Raw genomic sequence first — 24,057 nt, 5'->3', positions numbered from 1 at the left:
CCTCCTCTATCTTCCGAAATCACGCGGCCCCACGGGGCAGCGAAACATTCGCTCCGCTTTCGCGGTCGAAAATGTGCATGTGGGCGGGGTCTGGTTGCAGCGTCAGGCGGTCCGCGCTGCGGTCCATCGCGTCGAACTCGGCGGTCGAGGCCACGCAGACCACGTCCGTTCCCTCCAGATTGGCATAGAGGTAAACCTCATGGCCCATGAACTCGACGTTCCTGAGGGTGGCGGTCAGGCCGGATGTCGCCAGCCGCAGGTGCTGGGGCCGGATGCCCAGAACGGCCTCTTTGGGATAGCTAGACAGGCGGGCCATCAGGTGCGGGGGCAGGTCGATCTGCTGGGCGCCGGTGGTAAAGGCGTTGCCGGTCAGGCGGCCGTCGATCAGGTTCATCTCGGGGCTGCCGATGAAGCCCGCCACGAACAGGTTTGCGGGCTGGTCGTACAGCACCTTGGGCGTCGCCACCTGCATGATATGGCCCGACTGCATCACACAGATGCGGTCGCCCATGGTCATCGCCTCGGTCTGGTCGTGGGTCACATACACCACGGTCGAGGCTTTGCCCTCTGCCTTCAGGCGGCGGTGCAGGTCGGTGATACGCACCCGCATGGATGCCCGCAGTTTCGCGTCCAAATTCGAGAGCGGCTCATCGAACAGGAACACTTCGGGCTTCTTGATCAGGGCGCGGCCCAATGCCACGCGCTGGGCCTGACCGCCCGACAGCTGTTTGGGCAGACGGTCCAGAAGGGGCTCGATCTCTAGGATGCGGGCAACCTCGTCCACGGCCTTGGCGCGCTCGGCCTTTGGCACACCTGCCAGACGCAGGCCGAACGACAGGTTCGAGCGCACCTTCATATGGGGGTAAAGGGCGTAGTTCTGGAACACCATCGCGATGTGGCGCTTGCCCGGTTGCAGATCGTTGACGATCCGGTCGCCGATGCGCACCTCGCCGCTGCTGATCTCCTCTAGTCCGGCGATCATCCGAAGGGTGGTGGATTTCGCGCAGCCCGAAGGGCCGACGAAGACCATGAACTCCCCTTCTTCGATATCAAGGTTGATGCCATGCACGGCGCGGAACCCGTTGCCGTAGGTTTTCTCAAGGTTATGCAGTTGAAGACGTGCCATTTTATCCTTTGATCCCCCCGGCGGAGATCCCTTCGATGAAGTATTTCTGGGCGGCGAAGAACACGGCGAGCGCAGGCGTGATGGTCAGCACGGACATCGCCAGAATGCGGTTCCACGCAAAGGCCTCGGTGGTGTCGATGGACAGTTTCAGGGCAAGGCTGACGGGGTATTTGTCGACCGAGCTGATATAGATCAGCGGCCCGAGGAAATCGTTCATGGTCCACATGAACTGGAACAGCGCGACCGAGATCAGGGCAGGGGCCAGCATTGGGACCACGATGAACACCAGCGTCTGCCAGCTGTTGGCCCCGTCCACACGGGCGGCCTCTTCCATGTCGCCGGGGATGGCGCGCAGGAACTGCACCAGCATAAAGACAAAGAACGCATCCCCTGCCAGCGCCGAGGGCACCCAAAGCGGCAGAAAGCTGTCCAGCCATCCCAGATCCCGAAACAGGATGTACTGGGGAATGCGGGTCACCACATTGGGCAGCAGAAGGATCGCGATGACCGAGCCAAAGAGGATCTTCTTGAACGGAAACTCAAAGCGGGCAAAGCCATAGGCCACAAAGGTACAGCTGATCACGGTGCCGATCACTTTGGGCAGGATGATCTTGAAACTGTTCAGGAAAAACGTACCAAAGGTGTAAGGGGTCGAGGTTTTCCACCCCTCGATATAGCCGTCTGCCGTGGGCTCGTGGGGCAGAAAGCCGGGGTTGGCGAAAATCTCGCTGTTGGTTTTGAACGAGGCGCCCACCAGCCAGATCAGCGGGTACAGCATCACCAGCCCCACAAGGCCAAGGATGACATAGCGGATCACGGCGTTGATGCGGGCCTTACGGATGCGGGCACTGGCCTGCGTACGGGCAAAGTCGAGCGATGTGTCAGTTATCTGGGTCATGGGTCAGCTCCGCTTGTCGCCGGCGTAGAACACCCACTTTTTCGACGACCAGAAGGCGACCAGCGTCAGCATCATGATGATGACAAACAGCACCCATGCGATCGCCGAGGCATAGCCCATGTCGAACCGCTTGAAGGCCTCATCATAGATGTAAAGGGGCAGGAGATAGGTGGATTTCAGCGGGCCACCGCCAGTGATGATGTAGGGGCCGTTAAACTCTTGGAATGCCTGCACCATCTGCATGATCAGGTTGAAAAAGATCACCGGCGTCAGCAGCGGAATGGTGATGAAGATAAAGCTGTGCAGTTTCGACGCGCCGTCAATCGCGGCAGCTTCATAGAGCGATTTGTCGATGGATTGCAGCGCCGCCAGAAAGATCACCATGGCCGAGCCGAACTGCCAGCAGCGCAGCAGCGTGATGGTGAACAGGGCATTGCCGGGATCGCCGAACCAGTTGACGGCCTCGAACCCCATGGAGGTCAGGCCCATATTCACAAGGCCATCGGTCGCAAAAATATAGCGCCACAGCACCGCAATCGCGATGGACCCGCCAAGGATCGAGGGCACATAGAACGCGGTACGAAAGAAATTGATGCCCCTCAGGCGGTAATTCAGGATGTACGCAATGAACAGCGCAAAGGCCAATTTGAGCGGCACCGTGGTGAACACATAGATCAGCGTCACCGTCAAAGACCGGCGAAACGTGCGGTCCGAGGTGAAGAGATCGAAATAGTTCTGCAGTCCCGTCCAGACGGGAGCCGACATCAGATTATAGTCGGTAAAGCTCAAGTACAGGGACGCCAGAAACGGCACCAAGGTAAACACCAGCAACCCGACGATATACGGCGCCAGATAGCCGAGCCCCAGCAAGCGGCGGGCCGTCATGGCGCACCTAACCTGCCACCCGAAGGCGGCACTCTTGTTTGATCCATTAATTCCTCTCCTCCGTGGCTGCGCGGGCGGGACTGCGAAGACGTCTGTCCAGTGCCGTTGCAGATCGGGGCGTGCCTCTCTCCTGCACGATTCCCGATGTTGTCATACAAGTTATCAGGGGGCGGGGCAGGTTTTGGATACACGATAAAGGGGAAAAAGATGGACGATATGGAAGGTCGGTGAAGCCGGGTTTTGCGGAAGGTTGGGGGAGGTTTGGGGGTCGGAGTGCAGTCTATTTGCCTGATAAAAAGCGGAAAATAACCTGCTTGGCCCGATGGTGGGTGCCAAGTGCTACTCCAAGTGTCGTCACAACCGTAGGAGTTCAAAAATGTCCTGAGACAGGAACGTCCTTGCCCGCGATGAACCCCGTGGCAATAACAATAGGTATGATGAGTCAGGCCTATCGGGCCAAAGGGGGCATCCCATGGACGAAATCGAAGGCGGCGTTCTGGACCGTGTGCCCGTCAGCGCCCTGAGCCTGACGCTCACACGCTCGACCATCCGTATGCAGCACGCGCCCTCTTGGCAGGTGGATAAATCAAACGAGGTCTACGACCTGATCATCGCGCTGGACGGGCAGGGCGAGTACCTGATGAACGGCCAGCGCCTGACCCTGCGTCCGGGCCAAGCTATGCTGATCCCACCCCGCACCCGCTTTGAGGGATGGATGGAGGCCTGCGACGAATATATCGGCATCGCCCAACACTTTACCCTGCGCGCCTATGGCGAGCACGACTTGCTGTCCCTGATGGAACTGCGCCCCATCGCCGATCTGGCCCCTTGGCCCGTGTACGAGCCCTTGGCCCGCCACTTCCGGTCCCAGTCCCCGCCGGGGTCGGTGACTTTGCCCCAGCACCATCAGTTCATGGTGCTGCTGAACGCCTATATCAACGCGGCCTTCATCCGGTGGCGGCCCGATGCGGCCCAACCGATCGAAGGAACTGCGGGGATTGATCTGGCGGTCATGCAAGCGGCGTCAAAGATCAGCGCCCATCCGCTGGACCCTGCGATCGTTCAGGCCACGATGGACGAAGCCCCCTATAACCGCGACTATTTCCAACGGGCGTTCCAGAAGCGGATTGGCCGGACGCCGCGCCAGTACCAGCAATTCTGCCTGATGGAACGCGCGATGCAGTATCTGGAGGCCGGCCATTCCGTCACCGAAGCCGCCGCGAGGGTGGGATACGGCGATCCCTATTATTTCTCGCGCATGTTCAAGCGCATTATTGGGCTCAGCCCTCGGGCCCATGTGGAGCGTCTGAAACTCAGCCGTTCGGGGCAGCTCTTTCAGTTCGATGAGGGAGAGCAGAAAGCGCGGCTACAGGGCGAGGCAGCAGGCTAAGAAAACGCTGCCCGCCTGCACCGGATGGCTTGGGCGGACAGCGCGTTAATTCTCGTCGATCGTAGATCAGAGCGCGGGGTGGCTTAGCCCATCAAACTGCCCAGCCACAGACTGATCGCCGGAAAGGTGATCAGGACCGCCAGCCGCACCACGTCTGCGGCGTTAAACGGGATCAGGCCGCGGAAAATCTTGACCACGGGAACATCGGGCAGCACGGCCTTGAGGACAAAGACGTTCATGCCGACGGGCGGGGTGATCAGGGCGATCTCGGTCACGACGATGACGATGATCCCGAACCACACCAGATCGAACCCTTGGCTGATGACGATGGGCGCTAATAGGGGGACGAAGATCAGGATGATCGCCATCGAGTCCATCACGCAGCCCAGAACCAGAAACACGCAGACCATCACAAGGATCAGCGCAGTCCCTTCGAGGCCGGTGGATTGCACCAGCATCAACACGCCGGTCGCAAGGCCCGATAGGGTCAGCAGCTTGGACAGCATCAGCGCGCCGAACAGCACCGTATAGAGCGAGACCGAGGTATACGCGGTGTCCACGATGATCGCCCGCAGGGTCGACCACGACAGGCGGCCATGGAGGATCGAGATGATGATCGCCAGACCCGCTCCCATGCCCGCAGCCTCGGTCGGGGTGAAGAGCTTGGCGTAAAGGCCGCCGATGATCATCCCGAACAGCAGAAGAAAGGGCCAGACGCCGGACAGGGCTTTGATCTTCTCGGCCCAGGGGGTGCGCTCGCCTTTGGGGGCGTGCTCGGGGTTCAGGCCCGCGACGATGCGGATCGCCAGCATATAAAAGCCAAGGCCCAAAAGACCCGGCACCACGCCCGCGATGAACAGGTCGCCAATGTTGGTCTGGGTCAGGATGCCGTAGATCACCATGATGATCGAGGGCGGGAACAGAATGCCAAGGGTGCCACCAGCCGCGATCGTGCCCGTCGCCAGTTCGTCCGAATAACGGTACTGCTTCATGCTGGGGTACGACACTTTGGACATCGTGGCCGCGGTCGCATAGCTGGACCCGCAGACCGCCGAAAAGCCGGAGCACGCCACCATCGTGGACAGGGCCAGACCGCCCCGCACATTCCCGACAAAGGCATGGGCCGCACGGAACAGATCATGGGCGATGCCGGTCTTGGAGATGACGTTGCCCATCAGGATGAACATCGGTACGACGGCCAGATCATAGGACAGCACCGCCTCGGAGATGGTCAGGGGCAGCAGCTGGAACGCGATATTCCAGTTGATTGCCATCCCGATCCCCGCGACCGACACCGCCAGTGGCGTCACCTGATGAACACGCCTGCCGTTACTGAAAGGCACCGTCTGATTGCCTTTGACATGCCGTGGCACGGGAAATCCCTGCCGCCCGAAGGGTTCCAGACCCAAGAATACCTGCTGCAAACCGACGCCTATATCAAAACCGTGCTCGCGGTGATCGAAGGGTTGGGGCTCGAGAAACCGATCCTTGCGGGTTGTTCGATGGGCGGGCGGATTGCCCTGCAACTGGCGGCGCTGCACGCGGATCAGTTCGGTGCCTACGATCTGACCTGCACCCCCGAGGATGCCAAGCGCACCGCCGACCAGATCCCCGGCGCGACCTTGGCCGTGATGGACGAACTGGGCCACTTCCCCATGAGCGAACACCCAGAGGGCTTTTTGCCGTTCTTTGTCGATGCGCTTGCCAAGATGGGTATGGGGGCCGAGTGTCTGGAGCTTCAGGACTGAAATCGGGCTTGAAAAGCTAGGTCAGGAAACGCGCAGGGGACCGGATGAACCAGCCCGCTGCGCGTTTTCGCATCTGGATGGGGCAGGGTGCCAAACACGCCGCTTGCCCCGATGTCCTGACCCAAAACGGGAACCAACGGCCGTGGGGCCCGTTAACCTACGAAGTGCGGCATTGCCGCGCGCCGCCCTGACGCATCGGAGTTCCCATGAAAACCTATTTATCAGTGAATGCGAAATCGTACGCGGTCGAGCATGATCCACGCCGGACATTGCTGGACACACTTCGCGACGATCTGGGCCTGCCCGGCACCAAAAAGGGCTGTGATCACGGCCAATGCGGGGCCTGCACGATCCTGCTGAACGGCGAACGGGTGAACGCTTGCCTCTGCCTGACCGCCATGCATGACGGCGACGAGATCACCACGATCGAGGGCATCGGCTCTCCGGAACTGCTGTCTGAACTGCAAAAGGCCTTTGTCGAGAAAGACGGCTACCAGTGCGGCTTCTGCACGCCCGGCCAGATCATGTCCGCCACCGCGCTCTTGCAAGAGATCGCCAATGGCGCGCCCTCCTACGTCAGCGATGATCTGGACAGCGCGGCCCTGACCGACGCCGAGATTGCTGAACGTATGTCCGGCAACCTCTGCCGCTGCTCGGCCTATCCGCTGATCCGCGAGGCGATCGCCATGGCAGCGGAGGGCAAGGAATGAGGCCCTTTGACTATCACCGCGCAGAAACTTTTGATGACGTGACCAGCGGGCAGATCATCGCGGGCGGCACCAACCTGCTGGACTTGATGAAGATTCAGGTCATGACGCCCGAGGCCTTGGTGGATATCACCCGCCTTGAAGGCCTGTCCGCCATCGTGCCCGAGGGCGACGGCCTGCGCATCGGCGCATTGGTGACGAACAGCGCCTTGGCCTACGATCCCCTCGTGCGCGCCGGATGGCCGCTGCTGTCGCGGGCCATCCTTGCGGGCGCGTCGGCCCAAATCCGGAACAAGGCCACAACCGGCGGCAACCTGCTGCAACGTACGCGCTGCCCGTATTTCTACGACACCTCGCAGCCCTGTAACAAACGCACCCCCGGTGCGGGCTGCGCGGCCATTGGCGGGGGTGGGCGGATGCTGGCCCTGTTCGGGACGTCCGATCACTGCCTTGCAGCGCACCCGTCGGACATGGCGGTGGCGCTGACCGCCCTAGGCGCCGAGGTGGAAATCCACGGCGCGAACGGCACCCGCCGCGTCCCCCTGCAAGACCTCTATGTCCCGCCCGCGGACCGACCGGACCGCGAGACGATCCTTGAAACCGGCGACCTGATCACGGCAGTGATCCTGCCCGCGCCGAAGTCGGGCAGCCGGCAGGGCTATCGCAAAGTGCGCGACCGGGCGTCCTATGCCTTTGCGCTGGTGTCGGTGGCCGGAGCGGTCACGATGGAGGGTGGCACGATCACGGACGTCAGCCTCGCCTTTGGCAGCGTCGCGCCGAAGCCATGGACGATCCCCGAAGTGGAGCAGATGCTGCTGGGGCAACCGGCCTCGGACGATCTGTTCCGCCGCGCGGCGGACCTCTTGGCCCCTGATCCCGCGCCACACCCCGAAACCGAATACAAACGCGCACTGCTGCGCCGGACCTTCGTCGCCACCATGCGCCAGCTGACCGGGCTGGCCGACACAACCGGCACCGACATCGCGAGGGCAGAGGCATGAAAGATCACTTTACCATGGACAGTCCGCAGCCCCGCCTGCTGGACGAAACGAAACAAGGCGTGATCGGCACCCCGATGGATCGCCCAGATGGCCCGCGCAAAGTCTCAGGCACCGCGGACTACACTGCCGATCATGCGCCGGACGGGATGGCTCACGGGGTGCTGGTGCGGGCGACCATCGCGCGCGGGCGGATCACCGGCATGGACCGTGATACGGTGCTCGGGATCGACGGCGTGATCGACGTGATCACCGACCCCCGCATGATCCGCAACCCTGCCCAAGGCATGGCCGGATCAGCCCCCGTGCAGACCGGGGACGAGGTCCATTACCACGGCCAACCCATCGCGCTGGTCGTCGCCGAAACCTTCGAGGCCGCACGGGACGCCGCTCAGCGCCTGACCGTGCACTATCATGCCGAAGCCGCCGCAGTTTCGCCCGAGACAACGCCGGACACGGAAACCGACGATCCCGTCACCGCGGGCGATTTCGACAGTTCTTGGTCCGCTGCTGAAGTGCAGATTGACCGTGCCTACACCACGCCCTCTCAGGCCGCCGCCGCGATGGAGCCCCACGCCGCCATCGCCGATTGGCAAGGGGACCACGTGACCCTGCGCAGCGCCCTCCAGATGGTGCGGTTCAACAAGGCCGAGCTAGCCGACACACTGGGGATCGACCCCTCCAAGGTGCGCATCCTCGCGCCCTTTGTCGGGGGCGGGTTCGGCTCCAAGCTGGGTCTTGGCCCCGAAGCTGCCGCCGCCGCCATCGCCGCGCAAAAATTGGGCCGCCCTGTGCGCGTTGTGATGACCCGCCAGACAGTGTTCGACACCGTCCTGCGCCGGTCTGAAACCGCGCAGCGCGTCCGCCTTGGGGCCACCAAGGACGGCCGGATCACCGCGATTTCCCACGATGACCGCGTGTCCAACATCGACGGAGAGGGGTTTGCCGAGCCCGTGAGCCAAGCCTCGCAGTTCCTGTATGGCGCGGACGGACTGAGCTTTACCCAGACCGTGGCGCGCATTGCGGCAACGCCTGCGGGTTCCGTGCGCGCGCCGGGCGAGGCTGTCGGAATGCTGGCCTTCGAGGCCGCGATTGACGAGTTGGCCGATGCGCTGGGGATGGACCCGCTGGAGCTGCGGCTAAAGAACCTGCCCGAAAAGCATCCCATCGACGGTCGCCCCTATAGCGCCCGCCGGTTGGCCGATTGCCTGACCGAAGGCGCTGCTCGTTTTGGCTGGGCCGACCGTTGGCAAGCCGGAACTCGCCGCGAAGGGGACTGGCTGATCGGGATCGGCATGGCCTCGGCCGCGCGATCGAACATGCTGGTGAAATCCTCGGCCCGCGTGCGCCTGACCGGCGATCAAGCCATCGTCGAGACCGACATGACCGATATCGGCACCGGCACCTACGCCATTCTGGCGCAAATCACGGCCGAGATGCTGGGTTTGCCTGCCGCGAATGTGACGGTGCGTCTGGGGGATTCCGATTTGCCCGGTGCGTCGGGCTCTGGCGGTAGCTTCGGAGCGAATTCCGCAGGCTCCGCCGTGTTCCTAGCTGCGAGAAAGCTGCGGGCAGAGATTGCTGAACGGCTCGGCTGTGACGCGGAGGGTTTGACCCTGCAAAACGGTCAGGCCCGTGGCGATAACCGAGAGGCTGCCCTGACGGAACTTGTGTCCGAGGAAATCCTAGCCGAAGCGACCATCCAAAAGGGGAAAACCGCCAAAAGCCATTTTTCCTCGGGCTTTGGCGCGCATTTCGCCGAGGTTGCGGTCAACGAATGGACCGGAGAAATCCGCGTGCGCCGGATGCTGGGGGTGATGTCTATGGGCCGTATCCTGAACGAGAAAACCGCGCGCAGTCAGGCGCTTGGCGGGATGATCTGGGGTATCGGTGCCGCCCTGACCGAAGAGATGCAGAGCGATCCGCGCGACGGCCATATCGTGACCCGCGACCTTGCCAATTACCACGTGCCAGCCCACGCGGATGTGCCCGGCGATATGCAGGTGGTGTTCCTGGAGGAGCGCGATGACTGGGCCAACCCGATCCAGACCAAGGGCATCGGGGAACTGGGCATCTCTGGCGCCGGAGCCGCGGTTATCAACGCGATCAGCCATGCGACGAGCAAGCGGGCCTATGACTATCCGGTGCTGCCCGACCGCATGGTGGCGTTGCTGGAGGGCTAATTCTAGATGCGGCGCCCCTAGTTTTCGGGCGCCGCAGCAGATTTAGATCAGCGTTTCCAGCCACTGAACGGTTTGCGGGATTTTGGCGGCACGATCGCGCACCTCAAGGATGAGGCGCGGTGCTTCCTCCAACTGCGCCAATCCGTTCAACACAGGTGCCCAGTTGATGCGGCCTTCTCCGGGGTGCCAGTGGCGGTCAGCATAGCCGTCAACGTCCTGCAGGTGGACGTGCCCCAATTGGCCGCTGGCGGCGGCGATGAAGTCGGGGACGGGCGGTGCATCGTAGTTGTTGTGCGCCAGATCCGCATGGCCGGTGTCGATGGAGACCTTCAGGTTCGGATGGTTGATCTGGCGGACCAGATCCATGCGTGAGGCGGGGTCGGTGTCCTCGATATTTTCCAGCATAAGGGTACAGCCGATGTCGGCCGCGCGGGCCAGAACGGGGGCCAGACAGTCGGCCGCGGCCTCGAACATCTGGGCCTCGACCTTGGGGTAGTTGCGGCGGTTCAGGACGTTCCACATGGTGAACGGGCTGTGAATGACCATATGGGAGCCGCCCAAGGCTTCGGCGATCTCGAGCCCCTTGAGGAAGCGGTCCTGAATGATGGCGCGGATGGCGCGGTCGGGGTTGGACAGCTCAAGGCCAAAGAATGGGCCGTGGATGCCGCGCAGGCCATTGTGCCCGTCGAGCGCGGTTTGGTACTGGCCGATCAGGTCGCTGCAATCACCCGCAATCACGTCGGGCATGACGAAATCCTGAATTTCGATGGGGCGATCCGCCTCGCAGAGCCAATCTTTGATGGTCAGGTAGCTGTCAAATTCAACAGCCGCGCCAAAGGTCGAAAGAGCCATAAGGGTGGTCCTTTATTTGATGCCGGCGCGCATGAAGCTCTGCACGAATTGGCGTTGGAACAGGAAAAATCCCAGCAAAAGCGGGGCAGAGGTCATAAGGGTCGCCGCGTTAATCACCGCCCAAGAGGTGCCGCTATCGGTGGTGGCAAAGATCGACAGGCCCACGGTCAGGGGCCGTGTTTCGACGGAATTGGTGATGATCAGCGGCCAGAGGAAGTTGTTCCAGTGATGGCTCACGGACACGAGGCCAAAGGCCAGCATCGCGGGCTTGCCTAAGGGGACATAGACGCGCCAGAGGACGCCGAGCAGGGAGCAGCCCTCGATCCGTGCGGCTTCGTCCAGTTCTTTTGGGATGGTCATAAAGGTCTGGCGTAACAGGAAAATCGCGAAGCCCGATGCAAAGTAGGGCAGGCCGATGGCGAGGATGGTGTCCACCAGCCCAAGGCTGCGCATGGTGCGGTAATTCTCGACCAGCAGGATGTCGGGCATCACCAGCATCTGCATCAGGATCAGGGCGAACAGGAGCGATTTTCCGGGGAATTCCAGCCGCGCGAACGCAAAGGCCGCTAGCGTGCACAGCACGAGTTGGGTGCCGAGGATGATCGCGACCAAGAGGATCGTGTTCAGGAAATAGCGGGCAAAGGGCGCCTGGTCCCACGCGCTGGTAAAGTTGGCCAGCGTTAAGGGGGCGGTCAGGTCAAAGCGGGCCTCGAACGCGGGCGGGTGGATCGCGGCCCAGACCGCATAGGCCAGCGGCACGATCCAGAGAAGCGCCAGCAGGGTGCCCGCGCTACGGATCAGGATGCGGTCGAGGGGCGTGTCGTGGATCATTTGTAGTGCACCCGCTTGTCCGCGATGAAAAACTGCCCGATCCCCACAACCCCGAGGATCGCGATCAGCACCACCGTCAGTGCCGCCGCATAGGCCGTGTCCCAGAACCGGAAGCCAGTCTCGTAGATGTAGTAGAGCAGCAGCATCGAGGCGTTATCGGGGCCGCCTTTGGTCATCACGAACACATGGTCCACAAGGCGAAAGGCGTTGATCACCGCATTCACCGACACGAACAGGGTCGTGGGCATGATCAGCGGCAGGGTCACGCGGCGAAAGAACGTCCAGCGCGAGCATCCCTCAATCGCGGCGGCTTCGCGCAGGGTTTGGGGGACGGTTTGCAGGGCAGCAAGGAAGAAGATCATGAAGAAACCGGCCTCTTTCCAGATGGCGACGATGGCCACGGAATAAAGGGCGGTGTCCGGCTGGCCCGCGTAGTTGGCCGAGGGCAGGCCGAAGAACAGACGGATCTGGTCGATCAGGCCAAACCCCGGCGCGTAGAAAAACAGCCAGATATTGGCGACCGCGATCAAGGGCAGAACCGTTGGCGTGAAGAAGGACATGCGCATCAGGCCGACCCCTCGGAACGAGCGGTGCACCAGCAGGGCCATGACCAGCGCCAGAACGATCGAGGCGGGGATCGTGATCGCCGCATAGATCGCCGAGTTCACCATCGCCTTGATGAAGATCGGATCGGTCAGCATCTGCTCATAATTGCCAAGGCCCGTGAACACCGAGGCGCGGCGGCCTTTGGGCGTGGTCCAGAAGCTGTTCAGCAGCGTTTGAACCGCAGGCAGGTGGGTGAACGTGATCAGGAACACGAACGCCGGCAAGAGCAGCGCCCAAGCGTAGATCCATTCCCGTTTGATCATAACGCACCCCTAAAAAAGGGGCCTCCGCTGACGGAGGCCCCAGAGAGACTTAGTAGTAGGGCTTCAGGATCGCTTCGGCAGCGGCCTGCGCGCCGTCCAGAGCGGCCTTGGGCTCGGTCTGACCGGTGATCGCCGATTCCAGAGCCGAGTTCAGCAGCTGGGTGACCTTGGGGCCTTCGAAGGTCGACAGCTCGGGAACGGCGTATTCCAGCTGGTCACGGGCCACCAGCGCCTGCGGGAAGTCGGCGGTGTATGCCTTCATGGTGTCGGTTTCCCAGACATCGGGGCGGGGCGCGACGTAGCCGGTTGCGATGGTCCACTTGGCGGCTTGCTCGGGCGCGGTGACCCATTTGACAAAGTCCGCAGCGGCCTGCAGTTCCTCGTCGCTCGAGCCCTTCAGCAGGTAGAAGTTGCCGCCGCCGGTGGGGGCGCCGTTCTGCTGCAGGCCGGGCAGGAAGCCCACGCCAAAGTCGAAGGGCGCGTTGGTGCGCACGTTGGTCAGGTTGCCGGTGGTGGTCCAGATCATCGCGGCTTGGCCGTCGAAGAACGCCTTGGGGGTGCCGCCCCAATCCAGAATGCCGGGGGCCATGACTTCGTCGGTGGCGGACAGGGCGACCAGAGCCTCAAGCGCGCCAACAGCGGCGTCAGAGTTGAAGGTCACCTGCGTGCCGGTATCGTCCGCCAGTTTGCCGCCGTTACCCGCAACGATGCCGGTCCAGAGCCACGAGGGGAAGCCCGACGACGGGATGTGCACGCCCCACTGGGTGACGTTGCCCGCGTCGTCCTTGACGGTCAGGGCTTTGCCCATTTCCACCATTTCGGCCCAGTTTTTGGGGCCTTCTTCGGGGTTCAGGCCAGCGGCTTTGAACGCTTCTTTGTTCCAGTACAGAACGGGGGTCGAGCGCTGGAAGGGGATGCCCCAGGTTTTGCCTTCGGTCTGGCTGTTCGCCATGAACGCGGGGTAGAAGCCGCCGATCCAGTCGGTCTGCTCTTCTTCGGTGACGAAATCATCCCACGCGACGATCATGTCTTCGTCGATAAAGGTGAACATGTCGGTCGAGAGCGAGATGATCAGCTGGGGCGCGTTGCCGCCACGGACGGCGGTGATCGCCTTGGTCGTGGTGTCCGCATAAGAGCCGGTGTAGATCGCGTCGATCTTCACGTCCGCGTTGTTGGCCATGTACTCTTCGGTCAGGGCCTGAATGGTGTCCGCCGCCGCGCCGCCAACGGCCACGGGGAAGTAGAATTCCAGATCGGTCGCCGAAGCACCGGTCCCCAGAGCGGCAATCGCCGAGCTTGCGAAGAAGACGTTACGCAGTTTCATGGGTCGTGTCCTTTTGAGCTAGGGACGGGGTGGGAAAATCGTACTGGGTCAGGCGCTGGCCGTTGGTGGCAAAGACGCTGACAGCCTCGGGCGACCAGCCAAGGGGAAACTCGGACGGGGGCACGGGGGCAGCGGCGGGCATCCGCATGATGAACCGTGTCTGGCCCGCGGTGGCGCTGACCAGACGATCCGCGCCAAGGTATTCGACGCCGGTGATCCGTGCTGAGGGGCCGCTGGGGGCCACGTGCATATCCTCGGCCCGAAGGCCGATCAGGTGGGGCTGGCGCACATCGGGCAAGGGGCCGTCCGCCAAATCCGCAGGATCAAACAGCGCCATCGGGGGCGTGCCGATAAAGCCCGCGGTAAAGGTCGTGGCGGGGCGGGTGTAGATGTCGTGGGGCGTGCCGGTCTGTTCGATCCGGCCTTGGTTCATGACGATGATCTGGTCGGCCATGGTCATCGCTTCGACCTGATCATGGGTCACATAAACGACCGTCAGTCCCAGCTGTTGCTGGAGCGCGCGCAGTTCCACCCGCATTTCAGTCCGCAGCTTGGCATCAAGGTTCGACAAAGGCTCGTCCATCAGACAAATCGGCCGTTCGCTGATCACCGCGCGAGCCAGGGCCACGCGCTGCTGCTGCCCACCCGACAGTTGTGCCGGTTTGCGGTCCAACAGCGCACTCAGGCCCATCATTTCGGCCACGCGGGTCAGGCGCTGGGTGCGCTCGGCTTTGGGGGTTTTGCGGACCTTCAGACCGAACAGGATATTCTCGGCCACGTTCAGGTGGGGAAACAGGGCATAGGACTGGAACACCATCGACACGTTCCTGTCGTTGGGCGAGGTGCCGGTGACTTCCTTTGCGCCGATATGGATCGTCCCGCTGGTCTGCTGGTCCAGCCCCGCGATCAGCCGAAGCAGCGTGGATTTCCCGCAGCCCGACGGCCCCAGAAGCACCGAAAACGCCCCCGGCTGCAGGCAAACAGAGACATCCTTCAGCGCATGGGTTTCCCCGAATGCGCGGCTGACAGAGGTGATCTGGATCGGGTCTTGGCTCTTGTGCATACGTGTGCAGAGAGCATCCCAAGGCGAACGCCAAATGACACCAAAACGAAGGTTTTATGTCAGCGGGGGCTTCGGGTCGGGGCGGGACACCTTGGAAACGGTTGAAAATTCACGGCATTGGTGAAATAATGACGTCATTACGTCACAACGGGTGGGTCCATGGCCAAAGAGAAGAAGTCCTCTGACAAAGAGGACAAATCCAAGAAAAAGAACACCTCTCTGCGGCTGGACAGCAAAACCCTGAAGGCCCTGAAGCTGCGCGCGATCGAAGAAGAGACCAGCGTCCAGAGGATCATCGAAACCCTTGTCGAAGATTATCTGAAGAAAACCTGACCCCATGCCATTTCCATCTGTTCCGATTTTTCTGGTTCCGGCCGAGGCGCTGACCGCTTTTGCGGGGGCGACCACTGGCAAGCTGACCAAGCACATGACCCGCAGCGAAGAGGACATGCCCTTTGCGCTGCTGGACACCTTTGACGAAACCCTGCGCCAGAGCGGGATGTGCCTGCTGCAAGCGGGCGGGGAGCTGACCCTTTGGACCGCCGATGGCGAGGTTTTGACCCAGACCGGTGTCGATCAGCCCGCCGGGTTTGTGGCGGACTTGGCCGAGGGGCCAGTCAAGCTGGCGCTGGCCTGTGTCCCCGAATTGCGCAGCTTGATCCCGCTGGCTCAGGGGCGTCTGCAAACCGCGCAACTGGCCTTGTTGGACAAAGAGGGCAAGACCCAAGCCCGCGCCAGGTTCCACATCCTGACCCCCGACTTGGGTCACCGCATCGCCATCGCGCAACTGCAAGGCCTGCGGGGCTATGACAAGGCCTTTGCCCAGTTGCAGGCCGATCTGCTGGGGGCGGGCGCGGTGCCCTATGCCGACCGTCACCCCCTGATTGCGCTGCTGCCCGAGCACGCGCCCTATGTGGCCAAGCCCGACCTTGAGCTGGAGGCTGACGCGACGGTGTTCGACACCGCCAATGCGATCATCGCGGCCTATCTGCCCGTGGCGCGCCAGAACGAGCAGGGCGTGGTCGACGACATCGACGTTGAGTTCCTGCACGACTACCGCATCGCTCTGCGCAAAATCCGCTCGGTGGTTAGCCTGTTCAAAGGGGTCTACTCGGACAAACAGACAGAGCGGCTGAAACAGCGGTTCTCGGACCTGATGGCGCCGACGGGGCGCCTGCGCGATCTGGATGTCTATCTGCTGGAACGGGACTTCTTTTTCGACCTAGTGCCCCAGAGCCTTCATGGCGGGCTGGAGCGGATGTTCGATATGTTCGCCGCCGAACGCACCGTTGCCCATCAGAAGCTGGCAAAGCACCTGAAATCCAAGGGCTATGCCACAGAAATCACCAAACTGGTTAGCCTGTTCGAGGCCCCCAAGCGCCTGCACCGCGGCCCCGACGCGGACAGTCAGGCCCATGATTTCGCCTCGGCCCTGATCTGGAAACGCTATCGCAAGATCTGCAAGATTGCCGAGGCCATCGACGACCAGACCGAGGATGAAGAGGTTCACGAACTGCGCATCCACTGCAAAAAGCTGCGCTACCTGATGGAGTTCTTTGCCCCCGCGTTCCCCGCCGAAGAATTCAAGTCCCTGATCAAGCCCCTGAAAAAGCTTCAGGATAACTTGGGGCTGTTCAATGACTATTCGGTTCAGCAGGACAGCCTCCGCGCCTTTCTTGATGGGCTGGGGACGGACGATCACGCGGGCAACATGCAACTGGCCCAAAGTGTCGGCGCCCTGATCGCGGTGCTGCACCAACGGCAACTGGGGGAACGGCAGAAGGTCGTCGAAAGCTTCCAGTCCTTTAACAGTCCCGAGACTCAACAAACATTCCGTGATCTGTTCCACGGCGGGGAGGGGTAACCATGAAAATCATTGCGTGCTATTCGAACAAGGGTGGGGTCGGTAAAACGGCGACAGCGGTGAACCTGTCTTATGCGCTGGCGGATGCGGGCCAGCGGACCCTCTTGTGCGATCTGGACCCTCAGGGGGCGTCCAGCTTCTATTTTCGGGTGAAACCGTCCAAGAAACTGACGGAAACCAAGTTCTTCGACGATGTGGAGCGGTTCACCAAATCCATCCGTGGCAGCGATTACGACAACCTCGATATCCTGCCCGCCAACATGACCTTTCGCGATTTCGACGTCTTTCTGAGCCGGATGAAGAACAGCCGCTCGCGCCTGAAAAAGGCGCTGAAGGCCGTGAAAAGCGACTATGACGTGATCCTTCTGGACTGCCCGCCGAACATCTCGACCCTGTCCGAGAACGTGTTCAGCGCGGCCGACGGCATCGTGGTGCCGGTCATCCCGACGACCCTTTCCCAGCGCACCTTCGAGCAACTCGAAGAATTCTTTCGCGAGCACGACTTGCCCGTGAACAAGCTGCACGCGTTCTTTTCCATGTCTCAGGGGATCAAATCCCTGCACGGGCAAACCATGGAAGAGATGCGCAAAGCCCACAAAAAGCGGTTCCTGAACACCCAGATCGCCTTCACCTCGGATATCGAGCGGATGGGCGTGCACCGCGCGCCGGTCATCGCTACGTCCCCCCGCAGTGCCGCCGCCGTCGCCTATCGCGAGTTGCACGACGAGGTGATGGAAAGGCTCGGCAAAGCATGAGCGCCCCGATGGAGATCGAAAAAAAATACCTTGTGGCGGAGTGCCCCGCGCTGGACGGGTTCAAGGCCGAGGTCGTGCGGCAAGGCTATATCACCTCTGGCGCGGACAGCATCGAAGTGCGCGTCCGCCAAAAGGGGCAGGGCTACTACATCACCGTCAAATCCAAGGGCACAATGGCCCGCAAGGAATACGAAACCGCGATAGAAGAGGGGCACTTTAACGCCCTCTGGCCCGCGACCGAGGGGCGGCGGCTGGAAAAGACCCGCTATACCGGAGCCCTGCCGGATGGGGCGGTGGTCGAGCTGGATATCTTCGACGGGCATCTGGCAGGTCTGATGCTGGTCGAGGTCGAATTTGCCTCGGTCGAAGAGGCGGTCGCGTTCACCGCGCCCGATTGGTTCGGCGCCGATGTGACCGAGGATAAGCGTTATAAAAACAGTGCCTTGGCTGTGGCGCCTAGCGCACCCGAATAACGCAAAACGCGCGGGATACCCCGTGGCCCCCGCGCGCCGATTTTACTTAAGGCCCGCCAGAACGTCCGCAAAGGACATGTACTTGAAGCCCGTGGTGAACATCTCGTTCTGGTCATCCATCATGACCAGCATCCCCGCAGGATAGTTCGGCCCAAGCGGCGCAGCGGTCACGTCCAGCCCGTCGGTTTCGGTCACGCCGTCAATCTCGCCAGCCTCGACCCCGACCAGCCCGACACACGGGGTCTGCGCGTCCGATAGATCAAAGATCGCGGCGCGATGGATGCCTTGGCTGGAGGCGACCAGATAGTGCCCTTCGGCCCCGTCATAGATCGACAGCCCCTCGATATCGTCGCGGGGAAAGCAATCGGACGGCACGTTCGCGATGGTCTTGCCGGTGTCGCCGCCCTCGGGCCACGCGGGGAATTGCCAGATGGCGGCGTCTTCCTCGCCGACATAGATCAGGCCGGTGCGGTCGTCGGAAACCATGCCTTCAGGCTGGCTGGGGACTTGCAGCGTGCGCAGATAGGTCAGTGCCAATTCGCCATTCTGCTCGGTCACGTCCCACTGGATCACATGGCCGGATTTGTAGTTCACCAGCGCCGACACACGCCCCGTTTCCGGATCGCGCATCAGTGCAGAGCCGTAGATATTCTCGACCCCGTCGGCCATATCCGCAGGCACGCCGTCAAAGGCAAAGGGGCTGGCATGGGTGATTGACCCGTCCGCACGGATGATCCAGAACACCAGCTTTTCCGCGCCCCGCTCGGCGGCCGAGGCCAGCCAGACATCCTCGCCCATCAGGCGAAAGGGGCGGATATCCACGTTGTTCAGCTTGCCATCGGGCAGGAAATCCACCTGCTGACCCGCCAGATCAAAGACATAAAGTCCCTTGGTCTTGTCGGTTCCCAGCACCAGACTTTTCATCGGGTCCGAAGGGTTTACCCAGATCGCCGGATCGTCCGCATCCCCGTCGATGGGGGCGGATTCCGCGCGGGCTTGCACCATGATCTGGGGAACCTCGGCGGCCAAGGGGGCGGGCAGCAGCGCCGCCAGCAGCAGAAGGGCGTTACTCTTCAACTTCGGCCTCCCCGATTTCAAAGGTGTAAGAGATCACTAGGTGATCGTCCCCGTGCACCGCGTTGATGTAGCCACCGGCCAGACCATCGGCCAAAGGCTCGGCGCTGGCAAAGGCATCGTCATAGGGGATCTCGGCGGTGCCGGTCCATTCGCCATGCTCTTCGTTCACCGAAATGCCGTCGTTTTCCCATTCGAACTCGAACTCGGTATAGGTCTTCTGACCGGCGGGGTTTTCCTCGGGGCCCAGTTCCAGCGTGGCGGGCAGGGTCAGGGTCAGAAAGTCCGCGTGGTTCAGCTTGCCTTCGATCTTTTTGGCGATGCCGTCGATGACCGCCTGCAGCTCGAAATCCACCTCTTGGTAGGGGCGCGCATCGCCGTCGATCAGGTATTCGCGTTTCACTTCGATGTTGTGGATGTCGGCCTTGGTCAGGTCCAGATACTGCACGTCAAAGTCAAATCCGTTCACGGTGCCCATGACCACAAAGTGCGGGGTCTGCCCCAGCCAGGCGGTCGGCGCTGCGGTCAGGGTGTTGTTCGGCGTGATGGTTTCTTTGTTCACATCCGCAAGGGCGGCAAAGGGAAGGGCGGCCAAAAGCACTGCCGCAGGAAGCATTTTCATCGGGAGCTCCAAAGCAAAGGGTCACAAGACGCCGCTCCGCTAGGCCGAGTCTGTAACGGTTTTGTGGCGGGATTTTCGGGTGCGGCGGTGGAGGGTGAGGGGTACGCAGGAAAAGCAGTGGGAAATCAGCACATTGATGCGATGAATTGAGTAATGAAAAAAATTACCGTTTTTAAACAGTGTGATAAAAATTGCACGTAGTTGCAAAATTCACGAATCTGTCACAAGCGGCGGTTAGGTGTTCCCTCGAAATTCACGGACGGAGACACCTGTTTTGTCGACCTTGGCAACCAACCCGACACGGCCCGAGCCCGCCCCATTCGGTGCGCGCCTAAGGCACCGTCTGACCATCGCCCGCAAGGAGCCGACTGCCTTGGCGGGGCTATGCATGTTGGTGCTGTTCGGGTGGCTGATCGCGGTGCCGCTGGTGTCGATCTTTCAGGATATGTTCACCATCCAGACCGGTGACGCCGCCCGTATCGGGGGCGAGGTAGGCGACTGGACCAGCTATTACCTGAGCCGCGCGTTTGCGTCGCGGATGTCCGGTATCATTTTCTGGAAGCCGCTGGTGAACACGCTGACCGTGGCGCTGGTGTCCATGAGCTTGGCGCTGGTGATCGGCTCGGTGCTGTCGTGGCTGCTGGTCAGGTCCGATCTGATGGGGCGGGGCTGGCTGGCGACCGCGCTGATCATCCCCTTTATGCTGCCCGCGTGGACCTTTGCGCTGGCGTGGACGACCCTGTTCAAGAACGCGACCATCGGCGGCCAACCCGGCTGGGTCGAGGCGATGGGCTATCAGCTGCCCGACTGGGTGTCCTATGGCATCTTTCCGACCATCGTGATCATGACGCTGAACTACATTCCCTTTGTGATCCTGCTTGTGGGGAACGCCCTGCGCCGTCTGGACAGCCAGCTCGAGGATGCGGGCCGGATGCTGGGGGCGGGCAAGGGGACCTTGGCCCTGCAAATCGTCTTCCCAATGATGCGCCCTGCGGTGATGTCGGCGGCGCTGCTGATGTTCGCGGATGCGGTGGGCGAGTTCTCGGTCCCCTATGTGCTGGGGCTACCCGTACAGTTCGAGACCTTGGCGACCTCGCTCTATCGGGCGATCGGGACCCAGCAATCGGGCATGGCCGCGGTCTTTACCGGTGTGATCCTGCTGATCGGCGTGGTTACCCTGTCGCTCGATACCTGGATGATGAGAGAGGCCCGCCGTTTCGCCATCATCGGGGGCAAAGGCAGCATGGGGCGCCGCCAGTCCCTTGGCGTTCTGCAATGGCCCGCGTTTGCCTTTGCCTTTGGCCTGTTTTGTGTGGCGGTGATCGTGCCGCTGGGGGCGCTGGCCCTGTCTACGGTAATGCAACTGCCCGGCCGCTTTACCCTGTCGAATTTCACGCTGGACTACTGGATCGGGCGGGATCTGGGGACTGTGGCGCTGCGCAACGGCATCCTGTTGTCCGATGAATTCTGGGCCGCTGCGTGGAATTCCGTGCGCATCGTTGGGACGGCCTCGATTTGTGCGGGCCTTCTGGGGCTGATGACGGGCTATATCGTCACCCGTTCGCCCGTGCGGTGGCTGGCCGTGGCCCTGCGCCAGATCACATTCTTTCCCTATCTGGTGCCGGGGATTGCGTTCGCCGCTGCGTTCCTGTCGCTGTTCGCGGTGCCCCACGGGCCGATCCCCGCGCTCTATGGGACGCCCCTGATCCTGCTGTTGGCGCTGGTGGCGGACCAGATGCCCTTTGCCTCGCGCGCCGGGATTTCGGCGATGACCCAACTGGGCCGCGATGTCGAGGAAAGCGCCCGCATCATGGGCGCCAGCTGGTGGAAGCGCATGATGGCCATCATCGTTCCCATCCAGAAGGGCGCTCTGGTGACGGCGATGATCATGCCGTTCATCTCGGGGATCAAAGGAGTGAGCCTGTTCATCATTCTGGCGGTTCCGGCGACGGACGTCCTGACCACCTTTTCCATCCGACTTGTCGATTACAACTACACTCAGGCCGCGAATGCTGTGGTGCTGATGATCGCGCTGATCGCCCTTGTGGGGACGCTGGTCATCAACCGCATCACAGGCACCGGTCTGGCGCAGGGACTGGAGAGCTGACCCATGCCCAAGATTACCCTTTCCCACCTGACCAAGAGCTACAGCCCCAAGGCCGCTGCTGCCGTCGACAACATCACCTTCACGGTCGAGGACGGGTCGTTCACCTGTATCCTCGGGCCTTCGGGGTGCGGCAAGTCCACCATTCTGCGCATGATCGCGGGGCTGGAAACCCTGTCCGAGGGCGAGATTGACGTCGATGGCCGCGTGCTGGACAGCGTGACCAAGGGCATCTTTGTGCCCCCCGAAAAGCGCGGGATCGGGCTGGTGTTCCAGTCCTATGCCCTCTGGCCGCACATGACCGTGGCCCAGAATATCGAGTTCGGCCTCAAGATCCAGAAGATGCCCGCAGCCCAGCGCAAGGCCCGCGTGGCCCAGATGGTCGCGACCCTGCGGATCGAAGGGCTCGAGGATCGCTACCCCGCGCAACTGTCCGGTGGGCAGCAGCAGCGGGTGGCCTTGGCGCGGACGCTGGCGGTGACCCCCGGTATCCTGCTGCTGGACGAACCCCTGTCCAATCTGGACGCAGCCCTGCGCCTGACCATGCGCGCCGAACTGTCGCGCCTGCACCGCGAATTCGGCACCACCATCGTTTTCGTGACCCACGACCAGTGGGAGGCGATGACCCTCGCCACCCATATTGCCGTCATGTCCAAGGGCGCGTTGCAGCAATACGCCACCGCGTCCCAGATTTACGAGGCCCCCGCCAACCGCTTTGTGGCTGATTTCATCGGGAACCCGCCGATCAACATGCTGCCCGCGGCGTCTCATGTGGCGCGCAGCTTTGCCCGTGCTGCCGGTCTGGACGCGCCCGCCCATGAACTGGGCCTGCGCCCCGAGGGGATCACCCTTGGCCTGAGCGAAAGTGCGGGGGCGGTCACGGCCATCATCGAAAGCATCCTGCCCACGGGTGGCTCTTGGCTGGTCGAGCTGACCTGCGCCGATGATGCGGGTCCCATCCGGCTGGTCCAGTCCACCCAGACCCCGCCGCGCTGGCGCGTTGGGCAGGCGGTCTATGTCTCGGCGCTGGCCGAGGCGATGCACCTGTTTTCTGACACCGGCGCACGGATCGCGTCCGGCGTCAGCCGAAGCCATGACCATTCCCGCAGCTCTGCGGGTGTGATCTGACCTTTTTCCCCTTCGTTTCCGAACATCTTCAGGATTGAAACATGAAGTACTTGATCTCGACCGCCCTTCCGCTGTGCATGGCATTCGCCGCCCCCGCGCTGGCCGAGGATTTCAACGAAGCCGCCCTTCTGGAGGCCGCCAAAGCCGAACCGGCGCTGACCATCTATGACTCGACCGGCAAGATCAAAGAGCAGGCCGATGCCTTTGCCGCGAAATACGGCCTCGAGGCTGTGGGCACCAAATCCAAAGCCGCGGCGACCATCAAGATCATCGCAGGCGAGGCGCAGGCAGGCAATGTGCAGGCCGACGTGGTGATCGTGTCGGACCTGCCCGCCGCAACCGCTCAGCTGATCGAGCCCGGCTATACTGTCAGCTATCTGCCCTCGGATATGGCGGACAAGATCGACGCGAAATACCAGTCGCCGCTGATCGTCTCGACCTCGCCGGATGTTTGGGCCTACAACACCGCGCTGAATGACAGCTGTCCCGTGGACAACATCTGGACCCTGACCGACAAGGAATGGAACGGGCGTATCGCCATGCCCGATCCGCTGGCCAAGTCGCTCTATACCGACTGGTTCAACCAGATGGCCATGCACCACGATGCCGAAATCGCCGCCGCCTACGAGGCGCATTACGGTAAGCCCCTGGAAACCACCCTTGCCAGCGCGACCGAGGCATTTGTTGCGGCCCTTGCGGCGAACAACCCGCTTCTGACGGACTCGGACAGCGATGTGGCAGCGGCCGTTGGCGCGCCCGACACCACCGAGAACTTCATCGGCATCATGTCCACCGCCAAGTTCCGCGAGAACGAAAACGGCATGGTTCTGGGCATCTGTGACAGCATGAAGCCCATGGTCGGTCTGCTCTATCCCAAGTTCATGCTGATGACTGCGGGCACTGACAGCCCCAACGCCGCCAAGCTGTTCGTCCACTACATGCTGACCGAAGAAGGCTGGGCCCCTCAGGCCGTCGACGGCAAGATGTCGACCAACACCCAGAACGCCGTGCCTGCGGACGAACCCTCGGGCGTTGTGGCCTATATGGATGCGATGATGTCCTATGACGCGACCACTTCCGGCGCGGACTGGGCTGCCCGTCAGGACTGGCAGGACATCTGGGCACTGGCGCGTCAGGGTCAGTTGGGCCAATAAGCCATTGTT

At 62.0% G+C, this 24,057-nt stretch carries 23 protein-coding genes; 12 read left to right on the top strand and 11 right to left on the bottom strand.

Annotated features, from left to right (window positions below; genetic code table 11):
• Positions 1-19: 19 nt before the first annotated feature.
• Genes HJ536_RS18310 through HJ536_RS18300 form a run of 3 tightly spaced genes read right to left on the bottom strand, consistent with a single transcriptional unit; the run spans position 20 to position 2,909 of the window.
• Positions 20-1,126 carry an ABC transporter ATP-binding protein gene (locus tag HJ536_RS18310; protein ID WP_177158858.1) on the bottom strand — a complete coding sequence of 369 codons (1,107 nt, stop codon included), beginning with the start codon at positions 1,124-1,126 and terminating at the stop codon, positions 20-22.
• 1 nt (position 1,127) lies between these two features.
• Positions 1,128-2,024: a carbohydrate ABC transporter permease gene (locus HJ536_RS18305; RefSeq protein WP_177158857.1), complete on the bottom strand. Its 897-nt coding sequence runs from the start codon at positions 2,022-2,024 to the stop codon at positions 1,128-1,130.
• Positions 2,025-2,027: 3 nt separating this feature from the next.
• Positions 2,028-2,909 (bottom strand): carbohydrate ABC transporter permease, encoded by an 882-nt coding sequence (locus HJ536_RS18300; protein ID WP_177158856.1) that lies wholly within the window; start codon positions 2,907-2,909, stop codon positions 2,028-2,030.
• 472 nt (positions 2,910-3,381) lie between these two features.
• On the opposite strand from HJ536_RS18300, the gene HJ536_RS18295 reads away from it, so the two are divergent.
• On the top strand, positions 3,382-4,299 hold the full coding sequence (locus HJ536_RS18295; RefSeq protein WP_177158855.1) for a helix-turn-helix transcriptional regulator: 918 nt from the start codon (positions 3,382-3,384) through the stop codon (positions 4,297-4,299).
• A gap of 83 nt (positions 4,300-4,382) precedes the next feature.
• On the opposite strand, the gene HJ536_RS18290 is transcribed toward HJ536_RS18295, so the two are convergent.
• Positions 4,383-5,609 carry a TRAP transporter large permease gene (locus tag HJ536_RS18290; protein ID WP_338082460.1) on the bottom strand — a complete coding sequence of 409 codons (1,227 nt, stop codon included), beginning with the start codon at positions 5,607-5,609 and terminating at the stop codon, positions 4,383-4,385.
• Here HJ536_RS18290 and HJ536_RS18285 point away from each other — a divergent pair.
• The 4 genes from HJ536_RS18285 (at position 5,502) to HJ536_RS18270 (ending at position 9,935) form a co-directional block, all read left to right on the top strand.
• Positions 5,502-6,047 (top strand): alpha/beta fold hydrolase, encoded by a 546-nt coding sequence (locus HJ536_RS18285; protein ID WP_420811100.1) that lies wholly within the window; start codon positions 5,502-5,504, stop codon positions 6,045-6,047. The genes HJ536_RS18290 and HJ536_RS18285 overlap by 108 nt on opposite strands.
• 206 nt (positions 6,048-6,253) lie before the next feature.
• Positions 6,254-6,757: a (2Fe-2S)-binding protein gene (locus tag HJ536_RS18280; protein ID WP_177158852.1), complete on the top strand. Its 504-nt coding sequence runs from the start codon at positions 6,254-6,256 to the stop codon at positions 6,755-6,757.
• Positions 6,754-7,755, top strand: coding sequence for an FAD binding domain-containing protein (locus tag HJ536_RS18275; protein WP_177158851.1), 1,002 nt, complete (start codon positions 6,754-6,756; stop codon positions 7,753-7,755). Before HJ536_RS18280 ends, HJ536_RS18275 begins: the two co-directional genes overlap by 4 nt.
• Positions 7,752-9,935, top strand: coding sequence for a xanthine dehydrogenase family protein molybdopterin-binding subunit (locus HJ536_RS18270; RefSeq protein WP_177158850.1), 2,184 nt, complete (start codon positions 7,752-7,754; stop codon positions 9,933-9,935). Before HJ536_RS18275 ends, HJ536_RS18270 begins: the two co-directional genes overlap by 4 nt.
• A gap of 42 nt (positions 9,936-9,977) precedes the next feature.
• On the opposite strand, the gene HJ536_RS18265 is transcribed toward HJ536_RS18270, so the two are convergent.
• Genes HJ536_RS18265 through HJ536_RS18245 form a run of 5 tightly spaced genes read right to left on the bottom strand, consistent with a single transcriptional unit; the run spans position 9,978 to position 14,874 of the window.
• Complete coding sequence (locus HJ536_RS18265; protein WP_177158849.1) at positions 9,978-10,787, bottom strand: sugar phosphate isomerase/epimerase family protein; 810 nt, start codon at positions 10,785-10,787, stop codon at positions 9,978-9,980.
• 12 nt (positions 10,788-10,799) lie between these two features.
• Positions 10,800-11,618: a carbohydrate ABC transporter permease gene (locus tag HJ536_RS18260; RefSeq protein WP_177158848.1), complete on the bottom strand. Its 819-nt coding sequence runs from the start codon at positions 11,616-11,618 to the stop codon at positions 10,800-10,802.
• A complete protein-coding gene (locus HJ536_RS18255) occupies positions 11,615-12,487 on the bottom strand; it encodes a carbohydrate ABC transporter permease (protein ID WP_177158847.1) in 873 nt (290 codons plus the stop codon). Before HJ536_RS18255 ends, HJ536_RS18260 begins: the two co-directional genes overlap by 4 nt.
• A 49-nt stretch (positions 12,488-12,536) precedes the next feature.
• Positions 12,537-13,811 (bottom strand): ABC transporter substrate-binding protein, encoded by a 1,275-nt coding sequence (locus HJ536_RS18250; RefSeq protein WP_177158846.1) that lies wholly within the window; start codon positions 13,809-13,811, stop codon positions 12,537-12,539.
• Entirely contained in the window at positions 13,798-14,874 is a 1,077-nt protein-coding gene (locus tag HJ536_RS18245) for an ABC transporter ATP-binding protein (RefSeq protein WP_177158845.1), read from the bottom strand. Before HJ536_RS18245 ends, HJ536_RS18250 begins: the two co-directional genes overlap by 14 nt.
• A gap of 159 nt (positions 14,875-15,033) precedes the next feature.
• On the opposite strand from HJ536_RS18245, the gene HJ536_RS18240 reads away from it, so the two are divergent.
• From HJ536_RS18240 to HJ536_RS18225, 4 genes are read left to right on the top strand one after another with little or no spacing between them, the layout of a single operon-like run.
• Complete coding sequence (locus HJ536_RS18240; protein ID WP_176853689.1) at positions 15,034-15,207, top strand: ribbon-helix-helix protein, CopG family; 174 nt, start codon at positions 15,034-15,036, stop codon at positions 15,205-15,207.
• A 4-nt stretch (positions 15,208-15,211) separates the two neighbouring features.
• Positions 15,212-16,738 (top strand): CHAD domain-containing protein, encoded by a 1,527-nt coding sequence (locus HJ536_RS18235; protein ID WP_177158844.1) that lies wholly within the window; start codon positions 15,212-15,214, stop codon positions 16,736-16,738.
• Positions 16,739-16,740: 2 nt separating this feature from the next.
• A complete protein-coding gene (locus HJ536_RS18230; protein WP_176853687.1) occupies positions 16,741-17,493 on the top strand; it encodes a ParA family protein in 753 nt (250 codons plus the stop codon).
• Positions 17,494-17,501: 8 nt separating this feature from the next.
• Positions 17,502-17,966: a CYTH domain-containing protein gene (locus tag HJ536_RS18225; protein ID WP_228028802.1), complete on the top strand. Its 465-nt coding sequence runs from the start codon at positions 17,502-17,504 to the stop codon at positions 17,964-17,966.
• Positions 17,967-18,008: 42 nt separating this feature from the next.
• Here the strand turns inward: HJ536_RS18225 and HJ536_RS18220 are convergent, their stop codons facing one another.
• Together HJ536_RS18220 and HJ536_RS18215 are read right to left on the bottom strand one after the other, a co-directional pair.
• A complete protein-coding gene (locus HJ536_RS18220; RefSeq protein WP_177158842.1) occupies positions 18,009-19,043 on the bottom strand; it encodes a phytase in 1,035 nt (344 codons plus the stop codon).
• Positions 19,033-19,662 (bottom strand): hypothetical protein, encoded by a 630-nt coding sequence (locus tag HJ536_RS18215; protein ID WP_177158841.1) that lies wholly within the window; start codon positions 19,660-19,662, stop codon positions 19,033-19,035. The genes HJ536_RS18220 and HJ536_RS18215 overlap by 11 nt, the downstream gene beginning before the upstream one ends.
• A gap of 274 nt (positions 19,663-19,936) precedes the next feature.
• Between HJ536_RS18215 and HJ536_RS18210 the strand changes: the two genes are divergently transcribed.
• The 3 genes from HJ536_RS18210 to HJ536_RS18200 are packed head-to-tail and all read left to right on the top strand — an operon-like array spanning position 19,937 to position 24,048.
• Positions 19,937-21,769 carry an ABC transporter permease gene (locus HJ536_RS18210; RefSeq protein ID WP_228028801.1) on the top strand — a complete coding sequence of 611 codons (1,833 nt, stop codon included), beginning with the start codon at positions 19,937-19,939 and terminating at the stop codon, positions 21,767-21,769.
• Between the two features lie 3 nt (positions 21,770-21,772).
• Positions 21,773-22,894, top strand: a complete 1,122-nt coding sequence (locus tag HJ536_RS18205; protein ID WP_177158840.1) for an ABC transporter ATP-binding protein — start codon at positions 21,773-21,775, stop codon at positions 22,892-22,894.
• Between the two features lie 41 nt (positions 22,895-22,935).
• On the top strand, positions 22,936-24,048 hold the full coding sequence (locus tag HJ536_RS18200; protein ID WP_176853682.1) for an ABC transporter substrate-binding protein: 1,113 nt from the start codon (positions 22,936-22,938) through the stop codon (positions 24,046-24,048).
• Positions 24,049-24,057: the final 9 nt, after the last annotated feature.

The organism is Donghicola mangrovi (genome assembly GCF_013377535.1).
Taxonomy (GTDB): domain Bacteria; phylum Pseudomonadota; class Alphaproteobacteria; order Rhodobacterales; family Rhodobacteraceae; genus Donghicola; species Donghicola mangrovi.
This window is presented reverse-complemented; position numbering and strand designations above follow the sequence as displayed.